This window comes from Thermogemmatispora argillosa, assembly GCF_059696725.1.
In genome coordinates, this window is sequence record NZ_AP019377.1 from 1,874,768 (window position 1) to 1,898,997 (window position 24,230).

18 protein-coding genes are annotated in these 24,230 nt (G+C 63.2%); 4 read left to right on the forward strand and 14 right to left on the reverse strand.

Annotation, left to right across the window (positions count from 1 at the left end):
* The first annotated feature begins 266 nt into the window (after positions 1-266).
* Complete coding sequence (locus AC6H1L_RS07270; protein ID WP_497600863.1) at positions 267-1,106, forward strand: DUF4397 domain-containing protein; 840 nt, start codon at positions 267-269, stop codon at positions 1,104-1,106.
* Positions 1,107-1,281: 175 nt separating this feature from the next.
* Positions 1,282-1,962, forward strand: a complete 681-nt coding sequence (locus AC6H1L_RS07275; RefSeq protein ID WP_497600864.1) for a class F sortase — start codon at positions 1,282-1,284, stop codon at positions 1,960-1,962.
* On the opposite strand, the gene AC6H1L_RS07280 is transcribed toward AC6H1L_RS07275, so the two are convergent.
* From AC6H1L_RS07280 to AC6H1L_RS07330, 11 genes are all read right to left on the reverse strand, one after another.
* Entirely contained in the window at positions 1,959-3,638 is a 1,680-nt protein-coding gene (locus tag AC6H1L_RS07280) for a DHA2 family efflux MFS transporter permease subunit (RefSeq protein ID WP_497600865.1), read from the reverse strand. The genes AC6H1L_RS07275 and AC6H1L_RS07280 overlap by 4 nt on opposite strands.
* Before the next feature lie 60 nt (positions 3,639-3,698).
* On the reverse strand, positions 3,699-4,364 hold the full coding sequence (locus AC6H1L_RS07285; protein WP_497600866.1) for a TetR/AcrR family transcriptional regulator: 666 nt from the start codon (positions 4,362-4,364) through the stop codon (positions 3,699-3,701).
* A 244-nt stretch (positions 4,365-4,608) separates the two neighbouring features.
* Positions 4,609-4,749: a hypothetical protein gene (locus tag AC6H1L_RS07290; RefSeq protein WP_497600867.1), complete on the reverse strand. Its 141-nt coding sequence runs from the start codon at positions 4,747-4,749 to the stop codon at positions 4,609-4,611.
* A 94-nt stretch (positions 4,750-4,843) separates the two neighbouring features.
* Positions 4,844-5,047 carry a hypothetical protein gene (locus AC6H1L_RS07295; RefSeq protein ID WP_497600868.1) on the reverse strand — a complete coding sequence of 68 codons (204 nt, stop codon included), beginning with the start codon at positions 5,045-5,047 and terminating at the stop codon, positions 4,844-4,846.
* Between the two features lie 39 nt (positions 5,048-5,086).
* Complete coding sequence (locus tag AC6H1L_RS07300; RefSeq protein WP_497600869.1) at positions 5,087-6,475, reverse strand: tetratricopeptide repeat protein; 1,389 nt, start codon at positions 6,473-6,475, stop codon at positions 5,087-5,089.
* 85 nt (positions 6,476-6,560) lie between these two features.
* Positions 6,561-6,764 (reverse strand): hypothetical protein, encoded by a 204-nt coding sequence (locus tag AC6H1L_RS07305; protein ID WP_497600868.1) that lies wholly within the window; start codon positions 6,762-6,764, stop codon positions 6,561-6,563.
* A gap of 39 nt (positions 6,765-6,803) precedes the next feature.
* Complete coding sequence (locus AC6H1L_RS07310) at positions 6,804-7,802, reverse strand: tetratricopeptide repeat protein (protein WP_497601521.1); 999 nt, start codon at positions 7,800-7,802, stop codon at positions 6,804-6,806.
* Between the two features lie 44 nt (positions 7,803-7,846).
* Positions 7,847-8,191 (reverse strand): hypothetical protein, encoded by a 345-nt coding sequence (locus AC6H1L_RS07315; protein WP_497600870.1) that lies wholly within the window; start codon positions 8,189-8,191, stop codon positions 7,847-7,849.
* A gap of 94 nt (positions 8,192-8,285) precedes the next feature.
* Positions 8,286-8,489 carry a hypothetical protein gene (locus tag AC6H1L_RS07320; protein ID WP_497600871.1) on the reverse strand — a complete coding sequence of 68 codons (204 nt, stop codon included), beginning with the start codon at positions 8,487-8,489 and terminating at the stop codon, positions 8,286-8,288.
* A gap of 39 nt (positions 8,490-8,528) precedes the next feature.
* Entirely contained in the window at positions 8,529-9,911 is a 1,383-nt protein-coding gene (locus AC6H1L_RS07325; RefSeq protein WP_497600872.1) for a tetratricopeptide repeat protein, read from the reverse strand.
* A 94-nt stretch (positions 9,912-10,005) separates the two neighbouring features.
* A complete protein-coding gene (locus AC6H1L_RS07330; protein ID WP_497600873.1) occupies positions 10,006-17,319 on the reverse strand; it encodes an RHS repeat-associated core domain-containing protein in 7,314 nt (2,437 codons plus the stop codon).
* A gap of 650 nt (positions 17,320-17,969) precedes the next feature.
* Between AC6H1L_RS07330 and AC6H1L_RS07335 the strand changes: the two genes are divergently transcribed.
* Entirely contained in the window at positions 17,970-19,553 is a 1,584-nt protein-coding gene (locus AC6H1L_RS07335; RefSeq protein WP_497600874.1) for an acyl--CoA ligase family protein, read from the forward strand.
* A 241-nt stretch (positions 19,554-19,794) separates the two neighbouring features.
* Positions 19,795-21,471 (forward strand): tetratricopeptide repeat protein, encoded by a 1,677-nt coding sequence (locus AC6H1L_RS07340; RefSeq protein ID WP_497600875.1) that lies wholly within the window; start codon positions 19,795-19,797, stop codon positions 21,469-21,471.
* Between the two features lie 151 nt (positions 21,472-21,622).
* On the opposite strand, the gene AC6H1L_RS07345 is transcribed toward AC6H1L_RS07340, so the two are convergent.
* The 3 genes from AC6H1L_RS07345 to AC6H1L_RS07355 form a co-directional block, all read right to left on the reverse strand.
* Positions 21,623-21,820 (reverse strand): hypothetical protein, encoded by a 198-nt coding sequence (locus AC6H1L_RS07345; RefSeq protein ID WP_497600876.1) that lies wholly within the window; start codon positions 21,818-21,820, stop codon positions 21,623-21,625.
* A 252-nt stretch (positions 21,821-22,072) separates the two neighbouring features.
* Complete coding sequence (locus tag AC6H1L_RS07350; RefSeq protein ID WP_497600877.1) at positions 22,073-22,954, reverse strand: ROK family protein; 882 nt, start codon at positions 22,952-22,954, stop codon at positions 22,073-22,075.
* A gap of 625 nt (positions 22,955-23,579) precedes the next feature.
* Entirely contained in the window at positions 23,580-24,014 is a 435-nt protein-coding gene (locus AC6H1L_RS07355; RefSeq protein WP_497600878.1) for an OsmC family protein, read from the reverse strand.
* Between the last annotated feature and the right edge of the window lie 216 nt (positions 24,015-24,230).

Genomic DNA, 24,230 nt, shown 5'->3' on the forward strand with positions numbered 1-24,230 from the left:
ACTGGTACCACTTTGGCCGCGCCCTGACGTCTCCTGGGTTGGATCTTGCAATTCCGGGTACCTCTCTGTTCACGGCTTTCCTGGATCAGGGATGATCGCAGTTTTGTCCTGTTGTCTTGTCATCCTGCCTTTCCGCCAGGATGACCCAGACGCAGGCGCGGTGGCTCTCGCGACCGGTACGCGCCGAGCCGCTTGCGGCGGCGCGAGCCACTTGCGGTGGCGTGTGCCGGTCGCCAGCGGTCTATCTTCAACAAGGAGGATACGTGATGCGTCGTAATGCTCTCTTGGCATGCTTGAAAACGACCCCTGCCTTGATGCTGGTGCTGGCTCTGACGCTCTGGCTGCTGCCGGGCGGGCGGGCCGCGGCTCAGGGGAATGCCCTGGTGCGCGTCGTTCATGCTTCCCCGGCTGCCGGCAATGTTGATGTCTTTGTCGATGGCGGCAAGCTCTTGAGCAACTTCACTTTCGGCACCGTCACCGACTATGTCTCGGTGGCAGCGGGGCCGCATCGCATCCAGGTGGCCCCAGCGGGCAAGGGCATCGATGCGGCGGTCATCAATCAGACCGTCTCGGTCGATGCCGACATGGCTTATACGGTGGCGGCTATCGGCGATAGCGCCTCCAACCTTGGTCTGCAGGCTTTCGTCGATAACAATCAGCTCAGCAGTGGCATGGCCAAGGTGCGGGTCTACCATCTTTCGCCCAACGCCGGCCCGGTCGATATTGCCACGGGCGGCAAGACGGTCATTAGCGGACTGACATACAAGAACGCTAGCGACTACCTGAGTGTGCCGCCTGGCTCCTACACGTTTGACGTGACGGCCACGCAGGCCAATGCTACTGTACCGGTCTCGGCCACGCTGCAGAGTGGCATGGTCTACAGTGTTTTCGCGGTCGGCCTCTATAAAGGGACGCCCGAGCTGAAATTTGTCGTCGCTGCCGTCAGTGGCGTGCCGGGCATGCCCAACACGGGCAGCGACCCCAACGCTATGCCGCAGCCAACGGCCTCCACCGCAGTGCTCCCCTGGCTGGCTATCGTGCTGGCACTGCTCGGCTTGGGTGTCGGGGCGGGAACGCTAGGGGCCATCGTCCGACGGCGTCGCTGAGCGGAAACCACAGGGGAGAGTTGCCAGGCTGACAGGCTGCCGGCTAGCTATTCACAAGAGTCACTCGTGTCACGGCCTTCTCTCCCCTCCTGACTGGCGGTGTGTGGCTCACAGGCAGCGCCTTGTGAGCTGCATGCCGCCTCTTGTTTCGGTAGGCATGAAGGAGTGTTGTCCGGTGCCAGGAAAGGCCCAGTCTGCCAGGCGAAGCGACAGATCACTGCGCCGTCGGTGGCTTTCTCTTTTCTTGCTCTTGAGCGTGAGCAGCGCGCTGCTGCTCAGCGGCTGTGAGGCCCCCTGGCAGGCTGTGCCGCCGGCCAGCGCCAGACCAGCGACTGACGGGCAGGTCGAACAGGTTCCACAAGCTACGGTGACATCCACTCCTCGGGTTCAGGCGAGGAGTCCGGCGCCGCCCGTGCGCCTGCTCATTCCTAGCATTGGCGTTGCTGCTGCCATAGAGGGCGTGGGCCTGACTGCGGCAGGGACGCTGGCCACGCCAGAGCGGCACCCCTGGGATGACGTTGGCTGGTACAGCCTCGGAGCGCGCCCTGGAGAGCAGGGCAGTGCTGTCATCGCGGGACATCTTGATCGGCCCGGCGGCTCCCCAGCGGTTTTCTGGAATCTGCGCCGGCTACGCGCCGGGGCGGCCGTCATCGTCATTGATGCGCGAGGCCAACGCTGGTCATTCCGTGTCACAGCGGTCGCCTCCTACCCACCTCAGCGCGCGCCGTTATTGCGCATCTTTGCCGACCGCTCGGGGCACTACCTGAATCTGATCACCTGCGCTGGCACCTGGATTCCGAGTGAGCATCAGACCAGCGAGCGGCTGGTGGTCTACAGCGTTCTCCAGGGAACTTAGTTGCTCTGAGCGCTGCTGGCCGGTGCTGTGGCAGGGGCGGGAGCAGTCGAGGTGCGCTCTTCAGCCGCGGCGCGCGCCTCCGCCAGGCGTGCCCGTCCGGGCAGGGTGAGCGCCAGCACGGCAATCGCCAGCGCCAGCCAGAAGGTGACGATATAGGCATCGTTGATGCTCTGCATAAACTGCTGCGGCACCAGCGAACCGAGCAGTTGCCCCGCGGCGGCCTTCTGCGCGGCGGCTGCCGGCAGGCCGCGCATCTGGAGTACCTGCACGAGCTGCAGGAAGCGCTGGCCGAGAGCGGTGGCAGCATTGTGCAGGTCGCTGCGGGCAGCATCCTGGTAGGCGGTCAGCTGATGGGTGACGATGGTGCCCAGCATGGCGATGCCAAAGGATTGGAAGACGTTACGGGTGGCATTGAGCAGCGAGCTGGCGCGCGGCAGTTGGGCCGGCTTGAGGCCCGTCAGGGCCACGGTGAGCGTGGTCTGCAGAGTCAGGCCCAGCGCTACGCCGCGGATGGCGGCCAGCGTCATGATCTCCGTGTAGGAGGCGTCCAGCGCCAGATGGGCAAAGCCCCAGGTGTTGACTGCCAGGAGCAGGCTGCCCGCCAGGATCAGCCAGCGCGGGCCGATGCGGTTATAAAGAGCGCCGGCCAGGGGCGTGACGATGCCCGAGCTGATGGCCAGCGGCAGCACAATCAGGCCGGCCTCCAGGGGCGTGCGACCGCGCAGGCTCTGCAGGTAGATTGGCAGCAGGAACTCTGCGCCGAAGAGGGCGATCGTGCTCACCCAGCCAATGACGCTGGCAACGCTAAAGGTGCGACGCGTGAAGAGGCGCAGGTCGAGCAGAGGGTCGCGTCGGCGCAGCTCCACCACCACAAAGACGGCAAAGGTTAACAGGCCGATCGATAGCAGCGTCAGGATGCGGGCCGAGGTCCAGCCCTCGCTAGAGCCGCGCTGGATAGCGTAGAGCAGGGTCCCGAAGCTGATCACTGAGAGCAGGACCCCTGGAATGTCCAGGCGGGCGGCGGTGCCGCGCCGGCTCTCACGCAGCCAGATCAGACCCAGGATAAGGCCAGCCAGGCCGACCGGGATGTTAATCAGGAAGATGTAGCGCCAGTCAAGGTATTCTACAAAGTAGCCGCCGAGCACGGGGCCGCTGGCCGGGGCCACCACCAGCGGGATGCCGTAGAGGCCGAAGGCCAGGCCGCGCTGTTTCTCGGGAAAGGCGCCGAAGAGCAGGGAGATGCCTAGAGGGGCAAGCATGCCGCCGCCCAACCCCTGCAGGGCGCGGAAGGCTACCAGCCAGGGCAGTGAAGGGGCGAAGGCGCAGAGGACTGAACCCAGCACAAAGAGAAAGAGCGAGATCAGGTACATACGCTTGATGCCAAAGCGCTCGGAGAGGTAGCCAGCCAGCGGTGTGATGATGCCCAGGGCCAGTACGTAGGCAGTGAGGACGCCATCGACCTGGTCAACTGGTGCTTTGAAGACATGTTGTAGAGTGGGCAAGGCCACGTTGACGGCGGTGGCGTCCAGGATCACCATGAAGGTGCCGAAGACGACTGAGAAAAGGACTTTCCAGCGATAGTTTGGATCGGCGGGCGCAGCCTCGGTCGGTGCAGCGGACGTCGCCGGTTGGGCTTCCGGCTGTGGCTGAGCCGCCAGGGTCCTATCTGACTCCATTGCGGAGACCTCCTTTTTCCTTATCAAATGATAAATAGCGGTCGCAAAAAAAGTGTGCCATCAGCGTGCCAGGCCATAGAGGAGGACGCGCACCAGCAGGGCGGCCTGTTCGCTGGCGAGGGTCTCACGACGGCTCTCGGTCACGGCAGGCAGGGTTTCGCGTCCCCAGACAACGAAGCGTGACATCAGGCTCATGAAGAGGTAGGCGGCCATCCTGGCGTCGACACCGCCTTCGTCAGGCGAGCGCAGTAGGCCCTGCTCCAAACCTTCGCTGAAGACCGCAGCGATAGGGGCGATCAGGCTCTCTTCGAAAAGCGCATGGAGCTGGGCACGCACTTCGGCTGATAGCTCGTAGCGAATGTCATGCAGCATGAGCGCCAGGTCATGCCGGGTGGTTGTGAGCAGATAGCTGGCAAGGCGGCGCAGGCGCTCGGGTACGGGTTCGCTGCGGCGTGCAATCCGCTCTAGAACGCCTCTGATGCGAGCTAGCTCTTCGCGGGCCATCGCCAGATAGAGGGCTTCTTTGTCGGCAAAGTAGTGATAGAGCGCCGGCTGCGTCAGGCCGCATGCGTCGGCGATCTGCCGCGTGGTGACGGCCCGATAGCCGTATTCCATAAAGAGCTGTTGGGCGACCTGCAGGATGAGGCGCCGTGTCTCTTCGCTCTCTTCTTCTTTGGCGATGCGCGCGTATCCTTCGCGGGAGCTGCGCCGCGCTGACTTTTTCATTCCGGTGGCCAGGCTGCCTTTCTTGCCAGTTGGTCTGCTGATTTATCAACTGATAAGGAGTATATCCCGGGATAGGGAGGATGTCAAGGGCCAGCCCAGGGGAAAATAGGATCTAGTCCGCAGGTGTCTGTGGTCCTTCCAACGCTGATGCCTAAAGGGAGCGACTGGGGAAGGAAGTCATGCGGATTGTTGCCGAGGTCGGCCCAATCAGGTCGTCATCAGTACGAGCTGATACAGGAGCCACTCAACGCGTTCCTGGCTGTAGCGGACGCGCGATCACTACCTTCCAGCTCCACTGCTCCCAGCGCCTCGGGTCTGCAGCGTCTCTCGGCACGTTCGCCTCCGCCACCGCCTTCAGCAGCCAATAGCTCCTCTCTTGTTCCATTGCTCCCTCCTGGCTCCTCGCTCACTATATGGCAGGCAGACAAGCACGAACCCTCCCCAGCGGGACGCCCTCCCTGCCCTGGCCCGCCGGCTCTTCAGCCTAGCCTTGGTACCGGGTGCTGCGCACCCAGATCATAGATAGATTGTTTCCCTTCCGCTACGACCCAGTCGAAGGCATCGCGAGCGGTTTGCTCCCCAGCCTGCACCTTACCATCGGCCCCATCCAGCTTCTCAACGCTGCAAGCGCGATGCTCAGCAGAAGAACCAGCCTGATCAAGCCGCTGGCGCGCACGGGACACTGTCACCCTACCAGGCCGCTTTCTCTCATTGCCGCCTCCCTAGAAAGGATACGGCGGCTTCTCCCTCCCCTCCTCGGCCGCCTCCGCCGCTTCGAGCCTCCGTACCTTCCGCTCCGCCTCCTCCGCCTCCTCCTCCCTCCCCAGCGCACGCAACGCCTCCAGCTTCCCCCTCCAGAGCTCCAACCCCCCTGACAGCCATCTCAGCCCCCCTTCATAGGCCGCCAGCGCCTCCTCTTGTCTCCCCAGCTTCGCCAGCACCTGCCCCTGTCTCAGATACAGCTCCCAGCTCAACAGCCTGCTCCCAAGCGGCACCGCCAGCCCTCTCTCCAACGCCTCCAACGCCTCCTGCTCCTCCCCCTGCTCCTGATACCCCCTCCCCAACTCATACCACAGCCGGTCGTCCGGCGCCCTCCCCCTCCTCGCCTCCTCCTCCAGCACCCGCACCGCCTCCTGCACCCTCCCCACCTTACGCAGCATCCTCCCATAGCCCCATGCATACCCCCACCCTCCTGCCTCCTCCTCTCTCCCCAATTCCCACGCCCGCCGCGCACTCTCCACCGCCTCCTCCTTCCTCCCCAGCTCCCACAGATGCCTCCCTCGCAACTCCCACACCCTCGCATCGTCCGGCCTCAGCTCCAACGCCCGCTCGAACGCCTCCAGCCCCTGCTCATACTGGCACAGCAGCCCGTACTCCGCTCCCAGGTGATACCAGCCCTCCCCATCCTCCGGATACCGCTCCAGGTAGGCACGCAAGCCCTCCGCTCTCACTCCCCGACCAGGGTACAGACACGCACTCAGCGGCGCACACGCCAGCCCCCGCACCTTCGCACACGCCAGCGCCCGACGCAACCGCTCCTCCACCAGCACTCTCACCACCCGCCTGCTCCTTATCCCCAACACCCCCACCAGCAGCCTCCCTCGCTCCGCCCAACTCTCCTTGATCCCCAACGTCCTCACACACCGCTCACTCAGCCACCACACCACCTCCGTCCTCTCCCACTCAATCACCTCCTCCGCCCCCTCCCTTGGCAGCACCACCAACCCATACTCCCCCGACAGCTCCTTCCCCGTCCTCTCCTGCCTCAGCCTCGCCCTATACACCCGATGCCCCACCCCGTAATCCGCCAGCAGCCCCTGCAACCTCGCCGACGCCAGCCCTCCCCCCTCCCCCAGCTCCAGAGGCAGCGGCACATAGTCCAGTCTCAGCGCCCTCGCCGGCACCGCAAACTCTAGCGGCTCCTCCTCCCCTCCCTGCCCCTGCTCCTCCCACGCCAGCAGCCTCTCCAACCGTTCCCGCTCCAGCGGACGCGCAATCACCAGCTCACAGCCCTCGCACCAACGCTCCCAGCGCCTCGGGTCTGCGGCGTCTCTCGGCACGTTCGTCTCCGCCACCGCCTTCAGTAGCCAATAGCTCCTCTCTTGTTCCATTGTTCCCTCCTGGCTCGCCAGCCCCAGCACAGCAGGCAGGGAAGAACCCCTGGGGACGCCCTCCCTGCCCTGGCCCGCCGGCTCTTCAGCCTAGCCTTGGTACCGGGTGCTGCGCACCCAGATCATAGATAGATTGTTTCCCTTCCGCTACGACCCAGTCGAAGGCATCGCGAGCGGTTTGCTCCCCAGCCTGCACCTTACCATCGGCCCCATCCAGCTTCTCAACGCTGCAAGCGCGATGCTCAGCAGAAGAACCAGCCTGATCAAGCCGCTGGCGCGCACGGGACACTGTCGCCCTACCAGGCCGCTTTCTCTCATTGCCGCCTCCCTAGAAAGGATACGGCGGCTTCTCCCTCCCCTCCTCGGCCGCCTCCGCCGCTTCGAGCCTCCGTACCTTCCGCTCCGCCTCCTCCGCCTCCTCCTCCCTCCCCAGCGCACGCAACGCCTCCAGCTTCCCCCTCCAGAGCTCCAACCCCCCTGACAGCCATCTCAGCCCCCCTTCATAGGCCGCCAGCGCCTCCTCTTGTCTCCCCAGCTTCGCCAGCACCTGCCCCTGTCTCAGATACAGCTCCCAGCTCAACAGCCTGCTCCCAAGCGGCACCGCCAGCCCTCTCTCCAACGCCTCCAACGCCTCCTGCTCCTCCCCCTGCTCCTGATACCCCCTCCCCAACTCATACCACAGCCGGTCGTCCGGCGCCCTCCCCCTCCTCGCCTCCTCCTCCAGCACCCGCACCGCCTCCTGCACCCTCCCCACCTTACGCAGCATCCTCCCATAGCCCCATGCATACCCCCACCCTCCCGCCTCCTCCTCCCTCCCCAATTCCCACGCCCGCCGCGCACTCTCCACCGCCTCCTCCTTCCTCCCCAGCTCCCACAGATGCCTCCCTCGCAACTCCCACACCCTCGCATCGTCCGGCCTCAGCTCCAACGCCCGCTCGAACGCCTCCAGCCCCTTCTCATAGTGGCACAGCCCCCCATACTCCGCTCCCAGGCGATACCAGCCCTCCTCATCCTCCGGATACCGCTCCAGGTAGGCACGCAAGCCCTCCGCCCTCACTCCCTCACAAGGGTCCAGACACGCACTCAGCGGCGCACACGCCAGCCCCCGCACCTTCGCCCCCTCCAACGCCCGACGCAACCGCTCCTCCACCAGCACTCTCACCACCCGCCTGCTCCTTATCCCCAGCACCCCCACCAGCAGCCTCCCTCGCTCCGCCCAACTCTCCTTGATCCCCAACGTCCTCACCCACCGCTCACTCAGCCACCGCGCCGTCTCCGTCCTCTCCCACTCAATCACCTCCTCCGCCCTCTCCCTCGGCAGCACCACCAACCCATACTCCCCCGACAGCTCCTTCCCTGTCCTCTCCTGCCTCAGCCTCGCCCTATACACCCGATGCCCCACCCCGTAATCCGCCAGCAGCCCCTGCAACCTCGCCGACGCCAGCCCTCCCCCCCCCCCAGCTCCAGAGGCAGCGGTACATAGTCCAGCCTCAGCGCCCTCGCCGGCACCGCAAACTCTAGCGGCTCCTCCTCCCCTCCCTGCCCCTGCTCCTCCCACGCCAGCAGCCTCTCCAACCGTTCCCGCTCCAGCGGACGCGCAATCACCAGCTCACAGCCCTCGTGCCAGCGCTCCCAGCGCCTCGGGTCTGCAGCGTCTCTCGGCACGTTCGTCTCCGCCATCGCCGCCAGCAACCAATAGCTCCTCTCTTGTTCCATTGTTCCCTCCTGGCTCCTCGCTCACTATCTGGCAGACAGACAAGCACGAACCCTCCCCAGCGGGACGCCCCTCCCCGCCCCAACCACCGGCTCCTCACCGCAGCCTGTCTCCCGGGTGCTGCGCACCCAGATCATAGATATGTTGTTTCCCTTGCGCTACGACCCAGTCGAAGGCGTCGCGAGCGGTTTGCTCCCCAGCCTGCACCTTACCATCGGCCACGCCCAGCTTCTCAACGCTGCAAGCGCGATGCTCAGCAGAAGAACCAGCCTGATCAAGCCGCTGGCGCGCACGGGACACTGTCGCCCTACCAGGCCGCTTCCTCTCATTGCCGCCTCCCTAGAAAGGATACGGCGGCTTCTCCCTCCTCTTCTCGGCTGCCTCCGCCGCTTCGAGCCTCCGTACCTTCCGCTCCGCCTCCTCCGCCTCCTCCTCCCTCCCCAGCGCACGCAACGCCTCCAGCTTCCCCCTCCAGAGCTCCAACCCCCCTGACAGCCATCTCAGCCCCCCTTCATAGGCCGCCAGCGCCTCCTCTTGTCTCCCCAGCTTCGCCAGCACCTGCCCCTGTCTCAGATACAGCTCCCAGCTGAACCGCCTCCTCCCAAACGGCACCGCCAGCCCTCTCTCCAACGCCTCCAACGCCTCCTGCTCCTCCCCCTGCTCCTGATACCCCCTCCCCAACTCATACCACAGCCGGTCGTCCGGCGCCCTCCCCCTCCTCGCCTCCTCCTCCAGCACCCGCACCGCCTCCTGCGCCCTCCCCACCTTACGCAGCATCCTCCCATAGCCCCACGCATACCTCCACCCTCCTGCCTCCTCCTCCCTCCCCAATTCCCACGCCCGCCGCGCACTCTCCACCGCCTCCTCCTTCCTCCCCAGCTCCCACAGATGCCTCCCTCGCAACTCCCACACCCTCGCATCGTCCGGCCTCAGCTCCAACGCCCGCTCGAACGCCTCCAGCCCCTTCTCATAGTGGCACAGCCCCCCATACTCCGCTCCCAGGCGATACCAGCCCTCCTCATCCTCCGGATACCGCTCCAGGTAGGCACGCAAGCCCTCCGCCCTCACTCCCCCACAAGGGTCCAGACACGCACTCAGCGGCGCACACGCCAGCCCCCGCAGCTTCGCCCCCTCCAACGCCCGACGCAACCGCTCCTCCACCAGCACTCTCGCCACCCGTGTACTCCCCACCTCCATCAGCCCCACCAGCAGCCTCCCTCGCTTCGCCCAGCTCTCCTTGATCCCCAACGTCCTCACACACCGCTCACTCAGCCACCACACCACCTCCGTCCTCTCCCACGCAATCACCTCCTCCGCCCTCTCCCTCGGCAGCACCACCAACCCATACTCCCCCGACAGCTCCCTCCCCGTCCTCTGCTGCCTCAGCCTCGCCCTATACACCCGATGCCCCACCCCGTAATCCGCCAGCAGCCCCTGCAACCTCGCCGACGCCAAACCCACCCCCTCGTGAAGGCCAACCGGCACATAGTCCAGCCTCAGCGCCCTCGCCGGCACCGCAAACTCCAGCGGCTCCTCCTCCCCTCCCCGCCCCTGCTCCTCCCACGCCAGCAGCCTCTCCAACCGTTCCCGCTCCAGCGGCTCCGCCAGCACGTGCTCACAGCCCTCGTGCCAGCGCTCCCAGCGCCTCGGGTCTGCAGCGTCTCTCGGCACGTTCGTCTCCGCCACCGCCGCCAGCAACCAATAGCTCCTCTCTTGTTCCATTGCTCCCTCCTGGCTTCTCGCTCACTATCTGGCAGACAGACAAGCACGAACCCTCCCCAGCGGGACGCCCCTCCCCGCCCCAACCACCGGCTCCTCACCGCAGCCTGTCTCCCGGGTGCTGCGCACCCAGATCATAGATATGTTGTTTCCCTTGCGCTACGACCCAGTCGAAGGCGTCGCGAGCGGTTTGCTCCCCAGCCTGCACCTTACGATAGGCCTCGTCCAGCCTTTTCGATATCCAAGTGGTATAGTTGCGATGGGGACCACGATGATAGGGAACGCCTTCGGCAGCGGCAGCGGCAGCATTATCAGGAAGGTTCATACCGTTGTCGGGTCCGTCAAAAACCAAACCGTCTGCTATGGCATCTTGCACCAGCGGATGACTCTCACACTCGCAGGGAACGACATGATGAGCCTGGTAACCACGGCTAGTCTTCATACTAGCACGCAGCTGCAGCCTGTCGCAATTATGCACCACCCAGGCCCCACTCCCCACCGTGAAGGTGTGGTCCTGGGCCACCTCCAGATTATACATCGTCTGCGAACCTGCTACCGCCCGCTTGTCCGTCACCACCCCAACGCTCCCATCGGCCTCCACCAGGTGCATCCCTACCTGGATCTGGGCCACAGGGACGAAGCCCTTCTCCTGCGTCAAGAACGGATGCTTCTGATTGGTATGGATCACCTCGCTCCTCGTGGTGACCTTCCCATGCGCATCCTTGCTGACCGTCTTCACGGTTAGATCCACCAGATCATTGTCTGCGTGGATCCACACATGCACTACCGGCTTGAGATCTTCCTGGCGCGTCTGCGGATTGTAGGCTACGACCTGCTGGCCCACATGCAGCGTCCCAATAGCCTGCTCCCCTTGCGCCGTTCGCACCGGCGTCTCGTACGTGAAGCTACAGGCGCCACTCTCCACCGCCACACTGGCCCGCTCAGCCTCATCGGCGGTCGCATGCTCCACGCTGTCAGCAGCAGCATGCTCGGCGCTGTCCACCAGGGCATGCTCCGCCGCATCAGCCACCGCATGCTCCGCCGCATCAGCCACCGCATGCTCCGCTACATCAGCCACCGCATGCCTCACCACATTGGCCACGATGTGCTCACCCGCATCCAGCAGCACGTGTACCCCTACCCTGGCAATCTCTCCCACTCCCGTCAACGACAAGGCATCCATCCCAATGTTGAGCAGCAGATCCCCACCCGCCAGCAGCTTCTCCTGCCAGCTCGCGCTGCTAAAGAAGATCGTCTGCACATCGTTAACCATCGAAGGGATACCCGTGGTAGCATCCAGAACCGCAGTGCCCACCGTCTTGACCGCGTTCCAGATGGTCCCGAGGAACCCCCCACCGCTGTTGCCGTTGTTATGCGAGGGAGACGAGGATGGCTTCGGGGAAGGAGCTGGTCCACCACCCCCACCGCCCCCTTCTGGGACTATGAAAGCCTGCCCACTGGGATCATTGAACGTCTCCGGGTTCCCTGCAACATAGGCGTACGGGTCCATCCCCTGGCCATTCCCCTGCACCGGGTCCGCCGACAGGAAGAGGCCCACCTGCGGGTCATAGTAGCGCGCCCCATAGTAGTCCAGCCCACTGACATCATCCCCATACTGGCCCGTGAACCCGCGCGCCGTCCCCATGTCCCCCGCCCGATAGCGCTGGTTCCCATACGGCCCATATCCCTGGTTCCCCAATAGGGCCGCCGCCCCATCCGCATTGCTAAAGGTCGCAACCACACTGCCCACCTGGTCCGTCAAGAAGAGCTGCGTCCTGCCCGGCTGGCTCCCCACACCGCTCAGCTCGCCCAACAAATGGCCCCCCAGGTCATAGTAGTGGGTCGTGCTCAGCAGGCGACCATCACCGGTGTAGGCATGCTCCTCCAGTCCAAAGGCATAGACCGTCAGCGTCGTCGACCCCGGCGTCACCGAGCGACGCAGCACCCGCTCTCCCGAGGCATCGTAGACATACCACTCTTCCGCCGAGGCAGTCGGATTCTGCCAGTGCACCAGCTCATCCAGGGGATCATAGTCTAGCGTCTGAGACGCCCCGTTGAGACTGCGCGTGGTCATGTTCCCCCAGAGGTCGTAGCTCGCCGCATAGAGCGCCGCCACGCCGCCAAGGCTTGAGCAGGTCGTCCCGGCAGGGTAAAGACCCGTCAGCTGATGCGGGTGCGAGCTGTCGCAGTAGAGGTACTGCAAGGCTGGCCCATTGCCATTGAGCGGCCCCTGCCAGAGCTGACCAAGATTGGTGTAGCTAAAACTGCTGCTATAGCCCGCCCCGCTAATGGTATTGGAAGGCGTGGCAGTACCACAGAGGCCATTGCCCGCCGCCGGCGGCGTCCCCAGGTTGCCCGCCCAGACAAGGCGCTCCTGCGCGTCATAGCAGAAGACCTGCGTCTCGCTGCCACCGGAGTTGGCTACGCCCGGGACACTGCTCTGCTGCGTGGTCAGGCTGAGCACGTTGCCAGCAGCATCGTAGCTGCGGGTCTGGCTGAAGATGCTACCACTCTGACCGCTACCGCTGCTCCAAAGCGCCTGCACCGCTACCGGACGCAGATCAGCATCGTAGCTGAATTGCTCCGTGGCGGCTGGAGCACTTCCACTGGCCGTCTGGATCGTCACCGTGTCGGGCAGAGCGCGCGCATTGTAGGTCACGCTCGCCAGCAACGGACTGCTCCCTGTCGTGGGACTTAGACCGACCAGGGCGCCAGCATTGGGATCATAGACCTGCGTGAAGCTGTAGCCCGGGTCGCCGGCTACACTGGTGCTGGTCGTGGTGGTCGTGACCTGATCAGCGTCGTTGTAGCTGATCTGCTGCTGATAGGTCGGCAGCGGCGTCGTCACGTTCCAGGAGGCCGGCAGCCCCAGCGCTAGCGTACTGGTTGTCAGGCGCCCACGCTGGTCATGCTGGAAGCGCTCGGTGACCGTCGCCGAGCTGCCGTCGGGGTACCAGGTCGTGGCAATGCTCTGCGTGAGGCGCCCGACGGGGAAATCGCTGCTCCCCTGGCTTCCAAGAGTGCTCGTGTCATAAGTGTTCTGGACAAAGGGATGGGCCCCACTGCTACAGGCTCCCGCCACGCTCTGGACCGGGGCCGCATCTTGCAAGCAGACCAGCCGCCCTAGCAGGTCATAGATGTAGCCCAGCGTGCGCGAACCCGAGACATCGGTCACCAGGCGCCCATTGGGGTCATAGCTGTAGTCATGGGGACCACGATCGGGATCGAAGAGGTGCACGAGCCGGCCCAGATCATCGTAGCTCATGCTCGTGCTGACACTGGTGATGGTCTGGCCAGCCTGCGGCGCCAGATCGGTCACGGTCACGACGGTCGGTTCGTCGAGAGCGTTGTACTGCACAGCGCGCTGAGCCGCCACGTTGCTGCTAATCGCCGAAGCCGATGGGCTGGCCACACCATTGTAGGTCTGGCTGTAACGGGTACGCCCCAGGGCATCGCTGAAGCTGACCGTCATGTGATTGTCAGCATCGATGCTCTGAACGTAGCTGTAGAGCGCGCTGTCTCCGACCGGGCTCCCCAGGCCGTAGTTGACACAAGCGGTGTAGGTCCCGCTCAGGACGGCCGAGCAGGCGATACCCGGCTCCTGGCTGGAGCCGTAGTTAGGATCACGCTCAGCGATGACTCGCCCGAGCGCGTCGTAGAAGGTTACAGTACCACCAGGCGCCTGGCCGTTGATGTCAACGGCGCCGTTAGGATCAACCCAGCCGCTGCCGCTCGCAACCTGGAATGGCACGCTCTGGAAGACGCTGTTGGTGCTGTCATCGTAGACTGTGAAGACGACCGTGTCCTGACCCGGCGTGGGACCAGGCGTGCGCGTCTCGACGGCTCGCCCCAGTGCATCGTAGAAGGTGCGACTGATAGCGTTGGGGTAGAGACTGCTGACCGTGTCAACTTCGTAGCAGGGCAAACTGCTGCTGGCGGTACACGAGGAGGGATTGACGGTCTCCTGATACGTGTAGCTGGCCGTCTCCAGTGGCAGCGTGACGCTGGTGGTCGTATTGGCGCCATTGTAGCTCACGTTCTGACTGGTGGTCTGGCCGTTGACATCGGTCGTACTACGCAGGAGGCCGCCTTGAGTATAGTCATAGGCCAGGGTCACCGTCTGCCCCAGGGCATTCGTCTCACTCACGGGACGAGCCTGATAGCTGTCGTAGATCGTGCAAGCGGTATAGCGACCGGCGGTCCAGGCAGAGGACATGAAGGGAGGTGCACTACTCAGGCTACAGCCCGCGTTCGCGTAAAGGCCGGGGTTAGCAGCGCCAACGGCATCTACGCTTGCCAGAAGGTTGCCATCGGCATTGTAGCCATAATAGGCGGTCAGGGCCGTCTGGCTGGGGTTGGTGCAATCGCTGTAGGTCTTCACCGTCGTGGGCCAGCCGGCAGCCGGGCGCGGCACCCCCGAGGCCACCCCCTCATCGTAGGTTGTGTCCTGACAGAGCCAGACGTGACCGCTGCTGTCTGTGAGCTGGCTATGCACAACCGAGCGAAGATTGTGATAGACCCAGCCGTTGATGGTGGTGTCAGTCGGCTGATAGGTCCAGCTACGCGTGACAGTGGGAGCGTTAGAGGCCGTGATCTGCTGCGAAAGCAGGTTCTGATACTGGCTCTGATCGATGCCGTTGGTGGAGCTGTAGCCCGCGTAGGTATTGCTGACCTGGACCCAGGGGGCATTACTGTTGCTCGTCCCTTCGTAGAAGGTGGTCTTGCTGGTCAGCAAGAGCACGGCACAAGGGACGTAGGTAAGATCGTAGCGCCCATCACAGGCATTGTGCATGCCGTTGCCAGCATAGACATTTCTGGTCTGCTGGAGCAGCGGGCTGCTGGTGCTGTTGCCTTGATAGATGTCCTCCTCATAGAGACTGCCAGCCGTGTAATTGCCGCTGTCGCCAGCCTGTGAACCCCAGCCATTGGTGGTGGCGTAAGCGCGCGCGATCAGGTTGCCAGCAGGAGTTGTGATGTAGACCCACTGGAAGCCGCGAAACTCCTGATGGTAGAAATCCATCCAGTCGCCTTCACTGGGCGGAGCCCAGCTATCGGCAAGACAGTCGCTGTCGCCCTGGGAGTCTTTGGGGCAGCCGGTGCCTACAACCTTGAGCCGATAGTGGAAGACATAGGTGGCTTTGGGAATGGCCGAGGCACTGCTGTCTGTTCCCAGAGCGGTGATGCGGGTAACCACCTGGACGCCCCACTGCTTATCGTCTGGATGAGCAAAAGTACCCGTACAGTCGCTGTGCGTGCTGCAATAGAGAGGATCGTGGCGATCATCACCGGTGGCGCTGTCATAGGGCGTGCCGTGAGCGTTCGCCGTGGCTGTGGCGTAACTGATGCTGGCCCCCTGGCCGGTCTGCTCATCAACTACCTGGGTGAGATAACGCCAGTAGGTGATCTGAGTATAGTGTTGCTGGCCATTCTGAATGGAATGGCTCAAATCGGTATAACCATCAGCCAGACCATCCGAAGTATAGGTCAATACCAGCGGCTTCAGGTTATGCGCAGTGCCGTTCTGATAGACGGTCGGCGTAACCTGGGTGAGCAGGTGATTGCCAGTGTGATAGATCTGGATCTGGGTGTAATCATCCCAGGCCTGTACAAAGGGATCGTCGTGATAGGTGAATTGATAGCTGTAGGCTTTGTGCGAGGCGCTGCTATCGTCACCAATGTAGCTGACAATCTGCTGCAGGCTGAAGGTGCTCATCACGGACGGGGCCGGCAGTCCATTGGGGTGATCCAGCGGATCATCACAGCGCAACGTGGTATTGACGGGCGGGGTCCGGCTGCAGTTGTAGTTTGTCCCGTAGCTGGTGACATAGGGCGCGCTGCTGAAGGGGGCACGGTAGTAGAAGTCGATTGTGCCAGCGACCCCGGAGGCATCGCCATAGACAATCTGGCGCGGAGCCGCGCTACGCACGCCATGTGAGGTCTTGTCTTGAAAATAAGTGATGTTGATGTAACGCCCCGAGGCCCCCGGCCCTTCATTGGCCAAGGTGACCCGATTCAGATCCCACTCGTAGTTTTTGCGTGTTCCATCACTCTCAATAACATATTGCAATGAGTCGCTGGTGCAGCCAAAGGTGTAGTAATTCCCTACATCGTCCCAGACCTGGAAACAGGGCGTACTTGTATTCGCATTCATCATCTGAATGCGATAGCCGTTGATGTGCTGGGGGATGAAGCTGGTGGTGCTTCCCGGATTGGGCACAAGGCGATCGCTGGCTCCAGCTCCGCTCAGGAAATACCAGGTGCCCGCCTTTGCGCTGCCGCTGGGATAGTCATCGGCAGTGATTGCCCCCAGGCCAGACAGGGACCAGCCTTCTCCCAGCATGTCGCTCGGAGCCGAGGCATTGTGATGCTCGTTGGTGCTCTCGCTGGAGTAAACCAGGGCCAGGGCCGGTGTCGCGCCCGGCGGGCCAGCGACAACCGAGAGGGGATAGCTATATGAGAATTGCCCCGAGTTCCCCTGAACAGCATCCAGCAATGGGATGGGAGGTGTTCCATTTTCGGGAGCGCCACTGATGGCCAGCGTGCCACTGGCCAGCGCGGTGATCTGAGCCGATAGCGTGTGTGTTTGCGGGTCGTTCTGGAGGGGAACCTGATACTGGGAGAAGGGTTGTCCAGCAGCTCGCGCCGCAGCAATGGCATCGGGCCAGGTCAGCCAAAGCGTGCCCGGGTCGAGATCAAGGCGAGCCAGATCATCCGGCTGGTAGTGATAGAGCACGTTCACAGGCTGCTGCAGACGCACGCCGCTCACCAGACGTCCCTGACTGTCGGTTACCTGAATCTGGTACATCCCCAGCACACTGACCGCACCAGGGAAAAGACCGTGGAGCTGGGTCACGTTCAATGAGAATGGAGGCGTCGGCGTGCCTGTCGGTGGAGGCGTGGGTGAGGGACTAGGTGTCGGCGAAGCCGCAACAGTGGGAGTAGGCGTCGGCGAAGCTACAGGGATGGGAGTAAGCTGCGGCGAGGGTGGCCCAACGAGCGCATTGGGGATGGTACTGCTGGCAACCTGGGCCTGCGAAAAGTCCAGTGAGCCGGCAGGAATCTGGATCTCTAGACGCCCATCGCTTCCCTGGAGGTCAAGGGGGCTGCCACCCGCCGAGCCACTCAACAAGGCCGGACTCAGACTTTGCGTCAGAGGCTTCATAGTCGCCGGCTGAGCGCTGGGAAGCTTGGCTAGCTGGGTAGGCTCGCTGTCAATAGGGAGGGCAGGAACACTGGCAGGGAAGTTGAATGCGTCGGGATTATTCGCCGGCTGACGCTGCTGCAGGAACTGGGCAAAGGTCAGCTGCGCCGGCGCCAAGGCCGGTGGCAGCGATTGGGCATGCGCTACCGGTGAGATGAGTGTCCAGTTCTGTCCCAGTAGATACCATATGAGCAGACACGTATAGACCAAAAATAAAAATGGATTTTTCCTTCTTCTACGAGAAATGGATTTTTTGCCAGAATCTAGATTGAAATGAGTAGGACGATCATGAGGAGCTTCGAGGGGCATAAAAATACCACCTCCGACAGTGTGGATCATTGTTAAAATGCAGGTCAGATAACCAGCTGTTCTGTATATCAGAGGGGGCGATCGCAGAGGATCAGAAAGCGATGCTCAGGATGCGCCTTCTCTATACACAGTCTTCTATATGATATACAACAGACGGAGATCATTGTCAATATATGAGAGTTTCGATTGATCTGACCAGACGAAAGAGCTTGATAGACTGAAGGCAGTTATAGTTATTATCACCCGAACGCGATGCTTATCTGGCCTGAACGGCCTGCGACGATGCAAGAGCGCAGCGCCCGGACATAAGAGCGACCCCAGGACCTTGGGCGACCTGCGATGATGTATACTAAGCAATAATAACAAGGTATCGTCAGCCTGGCCGGCCTGCCGTCCGGGTGGAAATGCAGGCCGCAAGAGGCCCCACCCCAGCACCAGCACGGCAGCACCAACAATCAGGCCAGGTCAAAGAAGCAGGCGCAGCAGGCTCACAGGGGAGCCTGCGCCGCCCCCCTGTCGATGGGAACGGAACGGCAAGGAGGAGAACTTGTATGGCCGCCCATGCTAAGGTTTATCGTACCGAGCTGACACCAGTCAGCTTTTTGGAGCGCAGCGCTCTGGTCTTCCCCGAGAAGGTGGCCGTCGTCCACGGCGAGCGCCGCTATACCTACCGCCAGTTCGCCGAGCGCGTCTATCGCCTGGCCAATCAACTGCGCGCCACCGGCCTGCGCAAACACGATCGCGTCGCCTTCCTCAGCCCCAACGCTCCCGCCCTACTGGAAGCTCACTTCGGCGTGCCCGCCGCCGGTGGCATCCTGGTGGCAATCAATACGCGCCTGACCAGTAAGGAGATCGATTATATCTTGAAGCATTCTGGCTCCCGCTTCCTGTTCGTCGACGCCGAGCTGCTACCGCTGGTGGAGCCTCTGGAGCTGACCGGCGTCGAGGTGGTGCGCATTGACGATAGCGGCCAGCCCTCTGACCCCTACGAGCAGTTTCTGGCCGCCGGCTCGCCAGAGCCACCAGAGAGCTGGCTGGAGGATGAGGAGGAAACGATTTCGATCAATTATACTTCGGGCACGACAGGCAATCCGAAGGGCGTGATGTATACCTACCGCGGCGCCTACTTGAATGCTCTGGGCGAGGTCATCGAGACAGGGATGAGCAGTAGCAGCGTCTATCTGTGGACGTTGCCGATGTTCCACTGCAATGGCTGGTGTTTCCCGTGGGCGGTGACCGCCGTGGGGGCGCGCCATGTCTGCCTGCGTAAGGTTGATCCTGGCCTGGTGTGGGACCTCCTGGAGCAGGAAGGGGTAACGCACTATAACGGGGCGCCAACGGTGCATATCTTCATTGTGAATCATCCGAAGGCCCACCGCATCGAACGCGGGGTGACGGTGACCGTGGCTGGGGCGCCGCCTTCGCCCACACTGCTAGCGCAGATGCGCCGTTTGAATATGCGCCCGATCCACGTCTATGGGCTGACGGAAACCTACGGCCCGTATACGGTCTGCGAGTGGCATGAGGAATGGAGCACGCTGCCAGAGGAGGAGCAGGCCCGTTTGCTGGCACGCCAGGGCCAGGGCTACGTTGTCGCCGAGCGGGCGCGCGTGGTCGATAGCGAGATGCACGACGTGCCCTGGGATGGGCAGACAATGGGTGAGGTGCTGATGCGGGGCAATAATGTGGCGAAGGGCTATTATGAGAACCCCGAGGCGACGGAGAAGGCCTTTGCCGGCGGCTGGTTTCATTCGGGCGATATCGCGGTCTGGCACCCCGATGGCTATATCGAGCTGCGCGATCGCGCCAAGGACATTATTATTTCGGGCGGCGAGAATATCTCGACGATCGAGGTGGAGCAGGTGGTGGCGCGCCATCCCGCCGTGCTGGAATGCGCGGTGATCGGTATCCCCGATCCCACCTGGGGCGAGCGCCCGAAGGCCTTCGTGACCTTGAAGCCTGGCCAGAGCGCGACAGAGCAGGAGATCATCGAGTTTTGCCGCCAGCATCTGGCGCATTTTAAGTGCCCGGTGGCGGTCTCGTTCGGCGAGCTGCCAAAGACGTCGACGGGCAAGATTCAGAAGTTTGTGCTTCGTGAACGCGAGTGGGCCGGTCGCGAGAAGCGCATCAATTAGGTCGGCGCCTGGCACTCAGGCGTGAGAGGGAGGGCGTCGCAGGCGCAGGCTCGCCCGGCGTCCTCTTTTAGCTGGTTAGCGCCTGGCCTACCGCACCGCTTGAGCCGCAGTCTCTACTTTGTGCTTTCGCTGTTTCTCTTGCCTCCTGTTCCACTTTCAGCTATACTCGTTAGCAATGGACCGCTACTAAGCAAACGCTGCCTTGCTGCTCTCTGAGGCGGACGGCGCGAGAAGGAGAGCGATGAGATCACCCGCTGTCACCGTTTTTTGCTCCTGGTCTGGGGCCAACGCTGATGCTCCCTGGCGCGAGCGCGTGCTGACGGTGCTGAGGCCGCTGGCAACGCAGGATCTGATCGCGCTCTGGGATGAAGGCCCATCGGCTCCCGATAAGGCCGCTACGCAGGCGCGAGCGCAGTCCCTCTCTCGCGCCGCGCTTTTCCTGGCTCTGCTCAGCCCTGATTATCTCGCTGTGTCCGAGCGCCTGGCCGAGCTACAGCAGGCCCGGCGACGTCAGGCTATCGGGGAGCTGGTGCTGATCCCGGTCGTGCTGCGTGCTTGCGCGTGGATAGGAAGCGTGGGCGACGATCTGGCGCCGCTGCCCGCCGACGGGCTGCCCCTTGCCAGCCGCGACGATCCCGATGAGGGTCTGCGTCAGATCGAGCATGGCCTGCGCCAGGTCTTGAGCAGCCTGCTCTTTGAGCGCCTTCGTCAGCGCGACGTCGCCGCCGCTGGGCTGCTATGCTTCTGCGCCTGCCTGGCCCCTGAAGCCATCCCCGAGCTGCTCCTGACCAGAGGGCTGGCCCGGCTTCCTCATCCGTTGGCGGCCACGGCTGCAGATGGGTCGGCACTGACAACGTTGCAATCCGAGGCTCTCCTGATGCGTGATCCCCAGAGAGAGACGCTGCAGATCCATATGCTGATGCGGGAGGCCCTGCCCGAGCGGTTGCCAGCAGAGGAGCAGGTGGCCTGGAAGCGGCTGGCGATCGAGGCCCTGGCGATCGCCTACCCCGGCCAGGAGCGGGAGCACTGGCCGACGTATGAGGGCCTGCTGCCGCACGCGCTGCACTGCGCCGCCTGGATCACCCAAGAGCCAGCGCTGCAGACCGCGACCGCGGCCAGCTTGCTTCAGCAGGCCGGTACCTATCTGCGCCAGCAGGGACGCTATCAGGAGGCTGCGCCGCTGTTTGAGCGGGCGCTCTCTATCCGCGAGCGGGTGCTTGGCCCTGACCAGGCTGAGACAGCGACCTCTCTCTCTGATCTGGCTTTCGTCTACCGCTTCCTGGGGCGCTCTTCGGAGGCGCTGCCTTTGCTTGAGCGGGCGCTCTCTATCCGTGAGCGGGTGCTTGGCTCCGCTCATCCGCTGACCGCCGCGACGCTTGAGCATCTGGCCTCTCTCTACTTAAGCTCGGGCCGCCTGGCTGAGGCTTTTCCTCTCTTCGAACGCCTGGCCCCGCTCTCGGAGCAGGTTTTCGGCCCATCTGACCCCAGGACGCTTTCGGTTCTGAACGCCCTGGCTCTCTGCTATGAGCGTCTGAACCGCCTGCCAGAGGCCTGCGCCCTTTTTGAGCAGGCCCTCGCCCTCAGTGAGCAGGCTCATCAGCCACACCCGAGCCTTACGGGTTCGATTGCCCATAATCTGGCTCTCCTCTATCGCCGCCTGGGTCGCCTCGCTGAGGCTCTGCCTCTGCTCGAACGCGCCCTTACTCTCCTGGAGCAGACGTTTGGTCCGGCTGACCGGCGGGTCGCTGCTACTCTGTATAATCTGGCCCTGCTCTATAAGGATGTGGGCCGCTCTGACGAAGCGCTGCCCCTGCTGGAGCGCGCGCTGGCCATCTACGAGCGAGCAGCCGGCCCTGATCACCCGCTCACCCGCCAGCTTCGCACGACCTACCGCCTCTTTCGGGCCGAAGCAGGCTGACCATCCCGCCCTCGCTCACCTCCGCCCGCATTCTCCCCGCGCAACAGCCCTCCCGAAAAAGCCAGCGGACCAGCGCCGCAGCCACCACGCTGCAGCCCCGGCCCGCTCAGCGTCTGTTCGCCATCTCGCACACCTCTCCGCGCTCTCTAAACTATAGGAAAGCTCCGCGCGCCTCCTCGTTTCCCAAATGAAAGTACATGCAGGCAATCACCAGGAAAAAGAGACACATAATCAGCAGTGCATTGCGAATAGCTACCTCAAACTGCCAGCCCAGCCAGACCACCAGCAGCGTCACCACCAGAGCGAGCACCCCCAACAGACGATAGAGTCCCACACTGCGGTAGACCATATCAGAGGCCCCCCTTTCCGAAAAGATCCTTCCTTTCCGTCGCTGACCCACTCAGCTCACGGCCAGCCGCCGCGCCCACCACGCCAGCGCACCCAGGCCCTGCCCCGGACGCAGGCAGCCACTCAGCCATCGATTGCATTCCTCTCTATAGCACGACCGGGACCGAAAAAGCAAGAGGTCCTGCCCATTCAGTCCCCTTTCAGCGCTACCAGCCCCCGCCTCACCTCACCTCATCTCACTTACCCCGCGCCGTCAAGCCCACACCGATTGCAACAGCATCGCCGCCCGCAAGGCCCCGTAGGCCGGCGCATCGCTCCCAAGCTGAGCAGCCACTAACGGCGTCTGCCGCACACTCGGCGACCCATAGCGCTGCAGCCCCTCGCGCAAGACCGGGGCAAACAGATCAAAGGCACTCGTCAGCGCCCCCCCAAAGATCAACACCTCTGGATCAAAGAGACTGGCCAGGCCCGCCACCGCTATGCTCAACACCGCTGCACAGTCGGCAACCAGCTTCACACAGGCCGCCTGCCCCTCGCGCGCCCGCGCAATGATCTCCTCCGGCGACAGTGGCGGATCAAGCAAGCGCCCCTGCGAGGCCAGGGCCGACGCCGATGCATACAGATCCAGATAGCCGTGTCCCGGATCTGGCGCCTGCTGCCGATCCAGCACCAGCCAGCCCAGGGCGCCCGCACTGCCATGCGCCCCATGCACAATGCGCCCCCCCAACATCAGCGCCCCACTCACCCCCGTGCCGACACTGACCAGCGCCGCACTCTGGCGATCACGCGCCGCCCCACGCCAGACCTCCCCCAGCAAGGCTAGCTGCGCATCGCTCGCCAGCATCACCGATACTCCCAACCGCGCCCGCAGATCATCCGCCAGATCGCGCCCGTTGAGATAGGGCAGCGACGGCACCCAAATCGCTCGCCGCTCAGTACAGTTGCCAGGAATGCTCACCCCTACCCGCCGAATGGCCTCGCCCACCCGTGAAGCCTCCTGTACCTGCTGGACCAGCGCCTCTACTAGCTCTTCATAGCTGGCCGGCACCGCTACCGGCGACGTCAGCACTACCTCTCTCTGCTGAAAGTAGGCCCCGCGTAGGGTCTGCTCACTCACGTCGATGCCGAGATACATGCTCTCACCCCTTGTCGTTGCCTGGCCTGGCCACCGCCAGCCGGCACAGCGCAGACGCCGCCCGCTGCGACGCGCCTTCTGTTGCAGCTCACAGACTCCTCTAGCACGTTCTCTGTCCACTCTAATCTTACCCCATCGTCCACCCGCTCCAACTTGCACCCCTACCACTTCTATAACGCAACATCCCTAACAACGGCGCCACTATCCCTCAGCCACCACCCACCCACCTATCCACCAATCCACTCATCTCGCCTTTCTCTCCCCACCTTCGACAGCAGGCTGCAGCATACTGATGCCCAGCCTCCGGCAAGGCCAGGCCCTACCCCAGCCCAGGCCATACGTGAAAGACAAGGGAACGGAACGATGCGAGAAGGATCAGCGGCTAAGCGGCCAGGACCGCACATGCAGCGGCTGCCACCAGGCAGCCGGCCAGCGCCGCGCTGGACCGCTCCGCCCAGGGCAGACCGCCACCCTGCTAAGGGGGACACAAGCAGGCAAACACACAGGGAAGCAAGAAAGTACGGAAGGAAGTAATACGCCTGGCTGGCGTAGGCCAACAGGAGCCAGACCAGAGGCTGCTAACTACCCGTCTGGTCAAATCTCTCTCAGGCGGCTCCCGCTGACCTTACTGCTGGACGAGCTTCGCCTGTAGCCGGATCTCTGTGGCGGCCAGCGCCTTCGAGACCGGACAATTCTGCTTGGCTTCGTTGGCCAGCTCCTGAAATTTCGCCTCATCGATGCCGGGCACCACCGCTGTGGTCTCCAGCTCAATCGGGCCAATCGCATAGCCCTGGCCCGTCGCATTAAAATGCACACGCGCATTCGTCTTCACGCTCGTCGGCGTAAAGCCGGCACGCGCCAGACCCGCGGAGAGCGCCATCGAGAAGCAGGCCGCATGCGCCGCCGCAATCAGCTCCTCGGGATTGGTCCCCGATGTATCATCACCCATGCGCGTCTTAAAGGAATACTGGCCCTCAAAGGCTCCCGTGCCTAGCTTCAATTGCCCCTGACCACTCTGCAGGTCACCTTTCCATTCCGCCTCAGCGGTGCGAACTGGCATAGCAAGATCCTCCTTACTTACGCAGATAGAGAGATTGCTTCTCATCTCCTGAGACTCAGCCGTCAACAGGCAACAGAGCCTCTCTCAAGATAATAGCACACAGGGAGCAGGACTCCAGAAGTGACCTACGTCTCATTTTGCAGGCCCTCTGTGTCGCTGCTCCCCGTAGGCTTAATTCCTCTTGTCTGTTGGCCAGTGTGGCCGCTCCCCGCTAGC

Coding starts and splice junctions, on each gene's coding strand:
- AC6H1L_RS07350 (WP_497600877.1), bottom strand. CDS start 22,954: ATGTATCTCGGCATCGACGTGAGTGAGCAGACCCTACGCGGGGCCTAC.
- AC6H1L_RS07345 (WP_497600876.1), bottom strand. CDS start 21,820: ATGGTCTACCGCAGTGTGGGACTCTATCGTCTGTTGGGGGTGCTCGCT.
- AC6H1L_RS07300 (WP_497600869.1), bottom strand. CDS start 6,475: ATGGAACAAGAGAGGAGCTATTGGCTACTGAAGGCGGTGGCGGAGACG.
- AC6H1L_RS07280 (WP_497600865.1), bottom strand. CDS start 3,638: ATGGAGTCAGATAGGACCCTGGCGGCTCAGCCACAGCCGGAAGCCCAA.
- AC6H1L_RS07335 (WP_497600874.1), top strand. CDS start 17,970: ATGGCCGCCCATGCTAAGGTTTATCGTACCGAGCTGACACCAGTCAGC.
- AC6H1L_RS07315 (WP_497600870.1), bottom strand. CDS start 8,191: ATGGAACAAGAGAGGAGCTATTGGTTGCTGGCGGCGATGGCGGAGACG.
- AC6H1L_RS07340 (WP_497600875.1), top strand. CDS start 19,795: ATGAGATCACCCGCTGTCACCGTTTTTTGCTCCTGGTCTGGGGCCAAC.
- AC6H1L_RS07325 (WP_497600872.1), bottom strand. CDS start 9,911: ATGGAACAAGAGAGGAGCTATTGGTTGCTGGCGGCGGTGGCGGAGACG.
- AC6H1L_RS07355 (WP_497600878.1), bottom strand. CDS start 24,014: ATGCCAGTTCGCACCGCTGAGGCGGAATGGAAAGGTGACCTGCAGAGT.
- AC6H1L_RS07285 (WP_497600866.1), bottom strand. CDS start 4,364: ATGAAAAAGTCAGCGCGGCGCAGCTCCCGCGAAGGATACGCGCGCATC.
- AC6H1L_RS07270 (WP_497600863.1), top strand. CDS start 267: ATGCGTCGTAATGCTCTCTTGGCATGCTTGAAAACGACCCCTGCCTTG.
- AC6H1L_RS07290 (WP_497600867.1), bottom strand. CDS start 4,749: ATGGAACAAGAGAGGAGCTATTGGCTGCTGAAGGCGGTGGCGGAGGCG.